The sequence below is a fragment of the Testudinibacter aquarius genome, assembly GCF_004342725.1.
Taxonomy (GTDB): domain Bacteria; phylum Pseudomonadota; class Gammaproteobacteria; order Enterobacterales; family Pasteurellaceae; genus Chelonobacter; species Chelonobacter aquarius.
In genome coordinates, this window is the sequence record NZ_SMCP01000013.1 from 60,605 (window position 1) to 70,418 (window position 9,814).

Genomic DNA, 9,814 nt, shown 5'->3' on the forward strand with positions numbered 1-9,814 from the left:
ATAATCTGGAATGATTTTTTTCCCTATCATCAAACGTGAATTAAAAATCGCTTGGCAAAAAAAGAGCGAGCTGTTGAATCCGTTATGGTTTTTTCTGCTGGTGATCACCCTGTTTCCACTGTTAATCGGCCCGGAGCCGGCATTGCTGACCCGCATTGCCCCGGGCATTGTTTGGGTTGCCGCACTGCTGTCGGCGTTATTGGCGTTTGAACGGCTGTTTGCCGATGATTTTCGTGATGGTTCGTTGGAGCAATTGATGCTATTGGCATACCCTTTACCGCTGACCATGTTGGCAAAAGTCTGCGCCCATTGGTTGCTGACGGCTGTTCCATTAATTCTGCTCTCACCGATTGCTGCGTTGCTGCTGTCATTGGAACCGACGGTTTGGTGGGCGCTGATTTTAACCCTGCTACTTGGCACGCCAACCTTGAGTGCCATTGGTGCTATCGGCGTGGCGTTGACGGTTGCGCTGCGCAAAGGCAGCGTCTTACTGAGTTTATTAGTGGTACCGTTAATTATTCCGGTATTAATTTTTTCCGCCTCAATTTTGGATGCGGCACAACTACAGCTTGATTACAGCGGACAGCTGGCTATTTTGGGCGCGATAATGGCGCTGAGTGTCAGTCTGGCACCTTTTGCCATTGCAGCAGCACTGCGTATCAGCCTTGATTAAATTTAAACTGAATAAAATGGAGTGAAATAGAGCATGTGGAAATGGTTACACCCTTACGCTAAAGCCGAAACCCAATACCGCATCTGCGGCAACATTGCGCCCTATGCCGGCGTGTTCGCCTTGTTATTGCTGACTATTGCTTGGGTTTGGGGCTTGGCATTTGCCCCAGCCGACTATCAGCAGGGCAATGGCTTTCGAATGATTTATGTGCATGTTCCAGCCTCAATTTGGTCGATGGGAATCTATGCTTCCATGGCTGTTGCCGCTGCGGTCGGTTTGATTTGGCAGATTCGTCACGCCTACCTTTCAATGATCGCCATGGCACCGATTGGGGCGGTATTAACCTTTCTTTCCCTTGCTACCGGTGCGATTTGGGGCAAGCCAATGTGGGGAACCTGGTGGGTTTGGGATGCCCGTTTAACCGCCTCATTAATCCTGTTTTTCTTATATCTCGGTATTTTAGCGCTGTATTCCGCCTTTCAGGATCGCCGCAGTGCTGCCAAAGCGGCTGCTGTCTTGACATTGGTCGGGGTGGTAAATCTGCCGATTATCCACTTTTCGGTCGAGTGGTGGAACACCTTACATCAAGGCGCTACCATCACCAAATTTGAAAAGCCGTCAATGGCAACGTCAATGTTGATTCCGTTGCTGCTTTCCATTTTGGGTTTTCTGTTTTTATCTTTATGGCTAACCCTGATCCGCTATCGCAATGTTTTACTGCAAGAAGAGCAAAAGCGTCCTTGGGTGCAGGCTTTGGCTAATCAATTTATTGGAGGGAAAAAATGACCCCGTTTTTCCAAACTTGGCAAGATTTTTTGAATATGGGCGGCTACGGTTTCTATGTGTGGCTCTGTTATGGCGTTTCACTGCTGGCAATCGTGATACTAAGTGCGGTCAGCCTGAATGACAAAAAACGTTTACTGACACAAATTGCTAAAGAACAAGCACGCCAGCAACGGATTCAACAAGCTCGACAAGGAGAACAGCAATGAACCCAAGACGCAAATCTCGCCTGAGTCTATTACTGCTAGCGTTGCTCGGTGTTTCGATTGCCGTTGGTTTGATGCTGTATGCGCTGCGACAAAATATCGATCTCTTTTATACCCCGACTGAAGTGATTTATGGCAAAGATCACAAAAGTGACACCAAACCACAACCGGGACAACGTTTGCGAATCGGTGGTATGGTGGTGGAAGGCACCGTGGTGCGCGATCCAAACAGCCTGAAAGTGCGGTTTGATCTCAATGACATCGGTCCCTCCGTGACAGTGGAATACGAAGGCATTTTGCCGGATCTGTTCCGTGAAGGGCAAGGCATTGTGGCGCAAGGGGTGTTGATTGATGAAAAAACCCTAAAAGCCCATGAAGTATTGGCAAAACACGACGAAAATTATGTACCGCCGGAGCTGGAAAGCCAAATGCAGAAAGTCCATCAACCGATGGGTGTTTCTGCCGCAGATTTGAAAAACGTTTCAGAAAAAGACCAGCAAAATATGGATAAATTTCAACAACATTTGCAACAAACCATCGACGCCAATAAAACTGAGGCAACCAAATGATCGCTGAACTAGGAAATTATGCACTGGCATTGTCTCTGGCGCTTGCTGTGCTGTTGACCGTGTTACCGGCTTACGGCTGTCGCAACAATAATGCAACGCTGATGTCGCTGGCAAAACCGATGACATTCAGCCTGTTTTTCTGCCTGACGCTCTCTTTCACGGCACTGGCGTATCTGTTTGCGATAAACGACTTCAGCGTTCAGTACATTGTTAATAACTCAAACACCACGTTGCCGCTGCACTATCGCTTATCGGCTGTTTGGGGATCGCACGAAGGCTCGTTACTATTGTGGATCTGGCTGCTGTCACTGTGGGCGGCAGCGGTCGCTATTTTTAGCAAGAGCCTGCCGCAAGAAGCAATTGCACGCGTGTTATCGGTAATGGGCTTGATCAGCATCGGTTTTTTGGTGTTTATTATTTTTACCTCTAACCCGTTTGACCGCACTTTCCCCGATTTTCCGGTCGACGGTCGTGAATTGAATCCGTTGTTGCAAGACGTTGGCTTGATTTTTCACCCACCACTCCTGTATATGGGCTATGTCGGTTTTTCAGTGGCATTCGCCTTTGCAATCGCTGCCTTACTCGGCGGCACATTAGACACCGCTTGGGCACGCTGGTCACGCCCGTGGACACTGGCGGCATGGCTGTTTTTAACCCTTGGAATCGTACTCGGCTCTTGGTGGGCATATTACGAACTGGGCTGGGGCGGTTGGTGGTTCTGGGATCCGGTAGAAAATGCCTCCTTGATGCCATGGATTGCCGGCACGGCGCTGATTCACTCTTTAGCAGTCACCGAAAAACGTGGCAGTTTCAAAGCGTGGACAGTATTATTGGCGATTTTGGCATTTTCACTGTGTTTGCTCGGCACATTTTTAGTCCGTTCCGGCATCTTGGTTTCAGTACACGCCTTTGCGTCTGATCCAACCAGAGGATTATATATTCTCGCCTATCTGGTCGTGGTCATCGGTGGCTCACTGGCGCTGTATGCCGTTAAAGGGCATCAAATCCGTTCGACCACTCACTACGAACGCTACTCGCGTGAAAGCCTGCTGCTGCTCAACAATGTGTTTTTGATGACCGCACTTTCGATTGTATTGATCGGCACCTTGCTGCCATTAGTACACAAACAATTAGGACTAGGCTCAATATCGGTCGGTGCGCCGTTTTTCGATCAAATGTTTTTAATTTTGATGGTGCCGTTTTCGTTTATTCTGGGCATCGGCCCACTGGTCAAATGGCGACGCGATCAAGTCAGCGCTATTCGCAAACCCGTGATAATCAGTCTAATTATCATGGTCGTCTGCGGTTTCGCATTACCGCACTTGTTATTTGACCGCATCACTACAACCGCCGTGTTGGGCGTGATGATGGCAAGCCTGATCTTACTGCTCAGCTTATACGAAATGCAGCAACGAGCCACTCACCGTCACAGCTTTGTTAAGGGCTTAAGCAAACTTTCTCGTTCCCATTGGGGGATGATTGCCGCCCATGTGGGGGTGGCGATGACGGTATTCGGTATCGCCTTCAGCCAAAATTACAGCATTGAACGAGATGTTCGCATGAACAGCGGCGACAGCGTACAAATCGCTGATTACCGTTTCGTGTTTCAAGGCGTCACGCCACATAACGGTGCCAACTACGAAGGTGTGAAAGCGCAAATCGAAGTATTTAAACACGACAAACTGCAAACTATGCTGCACGCAGAAAAGCGCTTTTACACCGTCAGCCGGATGAGTATGACCGAAGCGTCAATCGATTGGGGCTTTGGGCGCGATATTTATGTAGCACTTGGCGAGCGACTGGACGATGGCGCTTGGGCAGTGCGCTTATATTACAAACCGTTTATCCGCTGGATCTGGATTGGTGGACTGTTTATGGCACTGGGCGGCTTGTTGTCAATGCTGGATCGCCGTTACCGTTTGAGCAAAATTGCTCGGCAGAACACCAAGCAAGGAGATGTCTATGAATAATAAAAAACTGTTTGTGCCACTATTCGCATTTTTGGGGCTAGTGTTAGTATTTGCTTGGCAACTGGTGCGCAACTCCGCCGGTGAAGATCCGAAAACATTGGAGTCTGCACTGGTCGGCAAGCCCGTACCGCACTTTGAACTGCCATCGCTGCAAGACGGGGAACAAGCGCTTACTGAGGCCATTTTTCAACAAGGTAAACCATTGCTGCTAAATGTCTGGGCAACTTGGTGTCCAACCTGCTATGCCGAACACCAATATTTAAACCAGCTCGCCAAGCAAGATATCACCATTGTCGGTATCAATTATAAAGATGACCCAAGCAAAGCTGCACAATGGCTGAAAAATTTAGGCAATCCGTACCAACAGAATATTTTGGATCAAAAAGGTATGCTCGGCTTAGATTTAGGAGTTTACGGTGCACCGGAAACGTTCCTGATCGATTGCCAAGGGGTGATTCGCTACCGCTATGCCGGCGATATGAACGAAACCGTTTGGCAAGAGAAGTTTAAATCGCTGTTTGAAAAAATTCAGCGCGAGGAGAGCGCATGCAAAAGCTAATCGTTTTATTCGTTTTTTTGTTCAGCCTGCCGATTTTTGCTGCGATCGATAGTTATGAGTTCAGCTCACCGCAACAAGAACAGGCTTATCAGCAGCTGACCCAGCAACTGCGCTGTCCGCAATGTCAAAATAATAATATCGCAGACTCGAATGCTACGATCTCAACCGATATGCGGGCTAAAGTTTATGAATTGCTGCAACAAGGCAAAAGCAAACAAGAAGTGGTTGATTATATGGTGCAGCGCTACGGTAATTTTGTCACATATGATCCACCGCTGGCGCCGTCAACACTGCTCTTGTGGCTGATTCCCGCAGCATTGTTGTTAATCGGCATTTTGATTTTATTCCGACGCAAACCGCACTTGCGACATCAGTCAGCGGATTCTGCGCTTGATCAGCAGCGTTTGAACAAGATTCTACAGCCCGACGATAAGGAGAAAAAATAATGTTGTGGCTCGTTTTTTTACTGCTCACCCTCATCACCGCATTGTTGGCGTTCTATCCGTTGTTGGCTAAAAGTAAGAATAAAAATGCGGTTCAGCAGCAAGATCTGAATCGTGCCTTTTATTACGATCGGCTACAAGAGTTAAAACAAGATAATGAACAAGGCTTACTGGACGATCCGCAACAGAGTGAAAACGAATTACAACAACGGCTGCTAAACGATATTCCGTTACAACAAACTGAAATGCAAAACAGTCGCTTGAAAAACGGAAAAATCTGGTTCACTTCTGGCACATTAGTCTTAACAGCTATTGCCTTGGTCACCTATTTTAGTGTCGGTTCATGGCATGGCGAGAGTATGCTGGAAAATGCCCACGCTCAGCTACCGCACTTGCAACAACGTTTAGCACAAGAACAGCAACAGCCGTTAACCACTGAAGAGCTGCAACAATTTACTATCGCACTGCGCGCTGAGCTGCAACAGGCACCGGATAACGATAAAAATTGGTGGTTGCTCGGTCAAATTGGCATGGCAGCCGGCAATGGACAACTGGCGCTGGACAGCTATAAACGCGCCACCGCACTTGCGCCGGAAAATACGGAATATAAGTTAAGCTATGCCAGAGTGTTAATGTTCTCACAAGACGAGAATGATAAAACACGCGGAGAATTGTTGTTGCGTGAAGTGATTAAGCAAGATCATAATAATATTCAGGCGCTCAGTTTATTGGCATTCAGTGCGTTTGAAAAAGAAGATTATAAAATGGCATTAATGTCGTGGGAAATGATGCTGCGCCAATTACCGCCTGACGATGAGCGAATTCCATTGATTCAGCGCAGTATGAGCCATGCCATTGCCGAACTGAAGGCACAAGAGCAACAGCCAGCGGCTAATCCATAAATTAAGCCACACATAAAGGAAGAGATTCAGATGCAAACACAGTTAAAAATCGGCTTGGTTTCAGTATCCGACCGCGCCTCGCAAGGCATTTATGCCGATCAAGGAATTCCGGAATTACAACGTTGGTTGGAAAATGCCTTAACCGAACCTTTTGCTGTCGAAACCCGTTTAATTCCTGATGAACAAACCGAAATTGAGAAAACCTTAATTGAACTGGTTGATCAGCACCATTGTCACTTGGTGCTTACCACCGGCGGCACCGGCCCAGCCAAACGTGATGTCACGCCTGACGCAACACTAGCCATTGCTGATCGGGAAATGCCGGGCTTTGGTGAACAGATGCGCCAAGTGAGCCTGCATTTTGTGCCGACAGCGATTTTATCACGTCAAGTTGGCGTGATTCGGAAACAATCCCTGATCATTAACTTGCCCGGTCAGCCGAAAGCCATTAAGGAGACGCTCGAAGGGGTTAAAGATCAATACGGCAAAGTATTGGTCAACGGTATTTTTAGCGCCATTCCATATTGTTTGCAGTTGATCGACGGCATTTATATTGATACAGTGCCAGACATCATTGAAAGTTTCCGCCCTAAATCAGCACGCAAAGAATATAAGGAATCAACATGAAAAAAATCGAAGCGATTATCAAACCATTCAAATTAGATGACGTACGAGAAGCCTTATCCGATGTGGGCATTACCGGCATGACGGTTTCCGAAGTAAAGGGTTTTGGTCGTCAAAAAGGGCATACTGAAATCTATCGCGGCGCTGAATATATGGTTGATTTCTTACCTAAAGTTAAACTGGAAATCGTGATTGCTGACGAACAAGTGGATGCTTGCGTCGATACTATTATCGAAACGGCGCAAACCGGAAAAATCGGTGACGGCAAGATTTTTATCTATGATGTTGAACGGGTTATCCGCATTCGCACCGCAGAAGAAAACGAAGACGCGTTGTAATGTTTTTCTACCTGATTGCCTTCGCAGCCGGATTAGCACTCGCCACTCAGGCTGCGATCAATAGTCAACTCAGCAAAGCCGTTGGCGATCAGCCTGTGGTTGCGGCATTAATCTCCTTCTTTACCGGCACCCTATTGCTACTATTCATTACGCTAAGTAAAGCCAACCTCAGCGAAGTCTGGGTCAACTTACCTCATCAAGCTTGGTGGAAATGGATCGGCGGCCCTTTGGGCGCAATGGTTGTGTTTACCACCGTATTGCTTGCACCAAAAGTCGGGGTCAGCAATATGCTGTTTTTTATCATTGTCGGGCAATTGATTATGGCAATGTTAATTGATCATTACGGCTTAATCTCAATGCCCATACGCTCGGCAACCCTCTGGAAATTTATTGGATTAACTGTTGTGTTTATCGGCATGACACTGTTCTTTTATGGCGACAAATGGTTTAAATCATAATCTTGATTTCACTATACTTTTTAAATTATTTTTTAGGAACTTAACATGATATCAAAACAACAAATTTTAGACGCTTACCACAACCGCTACGCTTGCAAAAGCTACGATCCCAATAAAAAAATCAGCCAAGACGATCTGACTTTTATTCTAGAAACAGCCCGTTTATCTCCCAGCTCCTTTGGACTGGAACCTTGGCGTTTTCTCGTGATTGAGAATCAACAAATTAAAGAGTTGATTCGTGACATTGCTTGGGGAGCTAAAGATAAGATCATGGATTGCAGCCATTTTGTTGTGATCTTGGCTCGCCAACAAAGTGCATTACAACCCGGTAGTGAATACATTCGCCAACAACGGGCAGAAATCATGAAATTACCCGCTGAAGTGATCGCATTATATGAGGGGTTTTACCGCAATTTTTGTGAAAATGAATTTAATTTAAATACAGAGGAAGCGTATTACGCCTGGGCAAGCCGCCAGTGTTATATCGCCTTGGGCAATATGCTGACCAGTGCCGCTATGATTGGGATTGACTCAACCCCGGTTGAAGGCTTCCCACTTGAAAAACTGAATAATGCATTAGTAGAAAAAGGGTTATACGACCCACAAGCATTTAAACTCAGCGTAATGGCGGCTTTTGGCTATCGTGCCGGTGAACCTCGTGCTAAAACTCGTCGCGCTTTTGACGATGTGGTGAGCTATATTAAATGAAGTAGATGTCCAACATCACACTAAATACATCAAAGTGCGGTTGTACCCTGACCGCACTTTTCCCCCTGTAGCTTTGCTAAAAGTTCAGTCAATCAACCGGCCTCCCCTCGCCAAACAACAGCGCCTCCCGGAACGGTTGCGAGCCCGCTGCCCGCTTTAATTTCATGCGCAAGCTGCAGCGAGCCGGGTGCAGCCGGGCTAAATTCAGCGCATAGTAACGTAATGCGGTGATGCACTTCTCCCCGTTGTCTTTACTTATCAGCCCCCGTTCATCCCGATACACCACATCCAACATCCAGTGCGCTTTATTTTTCTTAAGCGCCCCATGGCCGGCGGATACTCTCGGCAAATTGCGGTAATCCCGCCTTGAGGCTACTGATATAACAGGCTGCGTTAGACTCCGACTTTCTGGCCAAGGTTAATTGCGCTGCCGGCTCAACACACAGCACTACGTTGATTCCGCCCCATTGCATCGGTTCAGTCAGCCATTCCCCAACGGGTAATTGTTTATACTGCTGTCCCGTAGTTAAGTCGTGGTAATCCTCAATCGATTGCGGGGCTTTTCTCTCCATTTTATGAAAATAGGCCGCGATTTCTTGGCGAAAAGCACGATGGTTATTATTCAGGGCAACCACATAATCCGCTTGCTTGTCCCACAGATGCCGGACGATTTTTTTCTGGGTGTTGCAGGCATACACCGAGACGATGGCGCGTCTTAACCTTAAGGCCGCCAGCACTTCCAACACGCCTTGCTGCTCATTACGCCAGCGTGGCGCTTTCGGCTGTGCCACGATGAGCCCATGCGGTTTAGGCTGCAGCGTAATCGTGTGCAGCGCACTTTTTGCCTCATGACCGAAGCTGTTGCGTAGGTTTTTACCGTCCAGCGGAATGGGGGCAAGCTGTTTGGCTTGGCGGAGTTCATTAATAAAATTGATAAAAATATCATTAAATTGGCTGGGGTGTAGTTTGCTGAGCAGTGCGGCTATCGTTGCTTCAGAGGGAATCCCTTGAGCAAAGGGTAAATAGTGGCGTAACCAACACAGGTGTTGCTCACCAAATTGTCGAATATCCTGCCATGTTTTTGCACCGGATATCACCGCACTCATGGTTAAGAACGCCAACTCCAATATAGGACAAGGTTGGCTATCATGACTATTTTCGGTCTCCGGCTGCGCAAAAAAGTGAAAAAAATCCATAACGCCTCCTCAACAATAACGAACAATACACACCTTATACAGTTTTACGTTATATTTACTATAAAATGATAGGCGGTTTTTGAACAATCGTTATTGCAGTTTTCTTGATGTCGGCTAAGAAATGAAGGGGAATGCTGGCTTTTTAATCAACGCTTACGCTTGTTGAATACAAGTTCGATACAAGCTAAGTGCGGTCAACCGCACTTTAACCACGATTAGCCTCATTAGCCTCAATTGGCATAGTAGCCACAAACGCAAAAAACCCCTAACATCACTGCTAGGAGTTATCGCTTTACTTACTTTCGTGTTCTTTGTATTTTTCGTGTTCGGTAAAATCCGGCGGTGTCCTACTCTCACATGGGGAGACCCCACACTACCATCGGCA

At 47.0% G+C, this 9,814-nt stretch carries 13 protein-coding genes; 12 read left to right on the forward strand and 1 reads right to left on the reverse strand.

The window, feature by feature from the left end; translation table 11 throughout:
* The first annotated feature begins 10 nt into the window (after window positions 1-10).
* From ccmB to EDC16_RS11590, 12 genes are read left to right on the forward strand one after another with little or no spacing between them, the layout of a single operon-like run.
* Window positions 11-673, forward strand: coding sequence for a heme exporter protein CcmB (ccmB, locus tag EDC16_RS11535; protein ID WP_132968000.1), 663 nt, complete (start codon window positions 11-13; stop codon window positions 671-673).
* Window positions 674-706: 33 nt separating this feature from the next.
* Window positions 707-1,459: a heme ABC transporter permease gene (locus EDC16_RS11540; protein WP_132968001.1), complete on the forward strand. Its 753-nt coding sequence runs from the start codon at window positions 707-709 to the stop codon at window positions 1,457-1,459.
* Window positions 1,456-1,665: a heme exporter protein CcmD gene (gene ccmD / locus EDC16_RS11545; RefSeq protein ID WP_132968002.1), complete on the forward strand. Its 210-nt coding sequence runs from the start codon at window positions 1,456-1,458 to the stop codon at window positions 1,663-1,665. The genes EDC16_RS11540 and ccmD overlap by 4 nt, the downstream gene beginning before the upstream one ends.
* Window positions 1,662-2,231: a cytochrome c maturation protein CcmE gene (gene ccmE, locus EDC16_RS11550; protein WP_132968003.1), complete on the forward strand. Its 570-nt coding sequence runs from the start codon at window positions 1,662-1,664 to the stop codon at window positions 2,229-2,231. The genes ccmD and ccmE overlap by 4 nt, the downstream gene beginning before the upstream one ends.
* Window positions 2,228-4,201: a heme lyase CcmF/NrfE family subunit gene (locus EDC16_RS11555; protein ID WP_132968004.1), complete on the forward strand. Its 1,974-nt coding sequence runs from the start codon at window positions 2,228-2,230 to the stop codon at window positions 4,199-4,201. The genes ccmE and EDC16_RS11555 overlap by 4 nt, the downstream gene beginning before the upstream one ends.
* On the forward strand, window positions 4,194-4,760 hold the full coding sequence (locus EDC16_RS11560; protein WP_132968005.1) for a DsbE family thiol:disulfide interchange protein: 567 nt from the start codon (window positions 4,194-4,196) through the stop codon (window positions 4,758-4,760). Before EDC16_RS11555 ends, EDC16_RS11560 begins: the two co-directional genes overlap by 8 nt.
* Window positions 4,748-5,206 carry a cytochrome c-type biogenesis protein gene (locus EDC16_RS11565; protein WP_132968006.1) on the forward strand — a complete coding sequence of 153 codons (459 nt, stop codon included), beginning with the start codon at window positions 4,748-4,750 and terminating at the stop codon, window positions 5,204-5,206. Before EDC16_RS11560 ends, EDC16_RS11565 begins: the two co-directional genes overlap by 13 nt.
* A complete protein-coding gene (gene ccmI, locus EDC16_RS11570; RefSeq protein ID WP_132968007.1) occupies window positions 5,203-6,105 on the forward strand; it encodes a c-type cytochrome biogenesis protein CcmI in 903 nt (300 codons plus the stop codon). The genes EDC16_RS11565 and ccmI overlap by 4 nt, the downstream gene beginning before the upstream one ends.
* Before the next feature lie 30 nt (window positions 6,106-6,135).
* Window positions 6,136-6,732 carry a molybdopterin adenylyltransferase gene (gene mog / locus EDC16_RS11575; protein ID WP_132968008.1) on the forward strand — a complete coding sequence of 199 codons (597 nt, stop codon included), beginning with the start codon at window positions 6,136-6,138 and terminating at the stop codon, window positions 6,730-6,732.
* Window positions 6,729-7,067, forward strand: a complete 339-nt coding sequence (gene glnB, locus EDC16_RS11580) for a nitrogen regulatory protein P-II (RefSeq protein WP_139609227.1) — start codon at window positions 6,729-6,731, stop codon at window positions 7,065-7,067. The genes mog and glnB overlap by 4 nt, the downstream gene beginning before the upstream one ends.
* Window positions 7,067-7,525 (forward strand): DMT family transporter, encoded by a 459-nt coding sequence (locus EDC16_RS11585; RefSeq protein WP_132968010.1) that lies wholly within the window; start codon window positions 7,067-7,069, stop codon window positions 7,523-7,525. The genes glnB and EDC16_RS11585 overlap by 1 nt, the downstream gene beginning before the upstream one ends.
* A gap of 45 nt (window positions 7,526-7,570) precedes the next feature.
* Entirely contained in the window at window positions 7,571-8,233 is a 663-nt protein-coding gene (locus EDC16_RS11590) for an NAD(P)H-dependent oxidoreductase (protein ID WP_132968011.1), read from the forward strand.
* 314 nt (window positions 8,234-8,547) lie between these two features.
* Here the strand turns inward: EDC16_RS11590 and EDC16_RS11595 are convergent, their stop codons facing one another.
* Window positions 8,548-9,429, reverse strand: a complete 882-nt coding sequence (locus tag EDC16_RS11595; protein WP_132968012.1) for an ISAs1 family transposase — start codon at window positions 9,427-9,429, stop codon at window positions 8,548-8,550.
* Window positions 9,430-9,814: the final 385 nt, after the last annotated feature.

What these genes read in the sequence shown, in the direction of transcription:
- ccmB (WP_132968000.1), top strand. Translation starts at nt 11, where the DNA reads ATGATTTTTTTCCCTATCATCAAACGTGAATTAAAAATCGCTTGGCAA.
- EDC16_RS11540 (WP_132968001.1), top strand. Translation starts at nt 707, where the DNA reads ATGTGGAAATGGTTACACCCTTACGCTAAAGCCGAAACCCAATACCGC.
- ccmD (WP_132968002.1), top strand. Translation starts at nt 1,456, where the DNA reads ATGACCCCGTTTTTCCAAACTTGGCAAGATTTTTTGAATATGGGCGGC.
- ccmE (WP_132968003.1), top strand. Translation starts at nt 1,662, where the DNA reads ATGAACCCAAGACGCAAATCTCGCCTGAGTCTATTACTGCTAGCGTTG.
- EDC16_RS11555 (WP_132968004.1), top strand. Translation starts at nt 2,228, where the DNA reads ATGATCGCTGAACTAGGAAATTATGCACTGGCATTGTCTCTGGCGCTT.
- EDC16_RS11560 (WP_132968005.1), top strand. Translation starts at nt 4,194, where the DNA reads ATGAATAATAAAAAACTGTTTGTGCCACTATTCGCATTTTTGGGGCTA.
- EDC16_RS11565 (WP_132968006.1), top strand. Translation starts at nt 4,748, where the DNA reads ATGCAAAAGCTAATCGTTTTATTCGTTTTTTTGTTCAGCCTGCCGATT.
- mog (WP_132968008.1), top strand. Translation starts at nt 6,136, where the DNA reads ATGCAAACACAGTTAAAAATCGGCTTGGTTTCAGTATCCGACCGCGCC.
- glnB (WP_139609227.1), top strand. Translation starts at nt 6,729, where the DNA reads ATGAAAAAAATCGAAGCGATTATCAAACCATTCAAATTAGATGACGTA.
- EDC16_RS11585 (WP_132968010.1), top strand. Translation starts at nt 7,067, where the DNA reads ATGTTTTTCTACCTGATTGCCTTCGCAGCCGGATTAGCACTCGCCACT.
- EDC16_RS11590 (WP_132968011.1), top strand. Translation starts at nt 7,571, where the DNA reads ATGATATCAAAACAACAAATTTTAGACGCTTACCACAACCGCTACGCT.
- EDC16_RS11595 (WP_132968012.1), bottom strand. Translation starts at nt 9,429, where the DNA reads ATGGATTTTTTTCACTTTTTTGCGCAGCCGGAGACCGAAAATAGTCAT.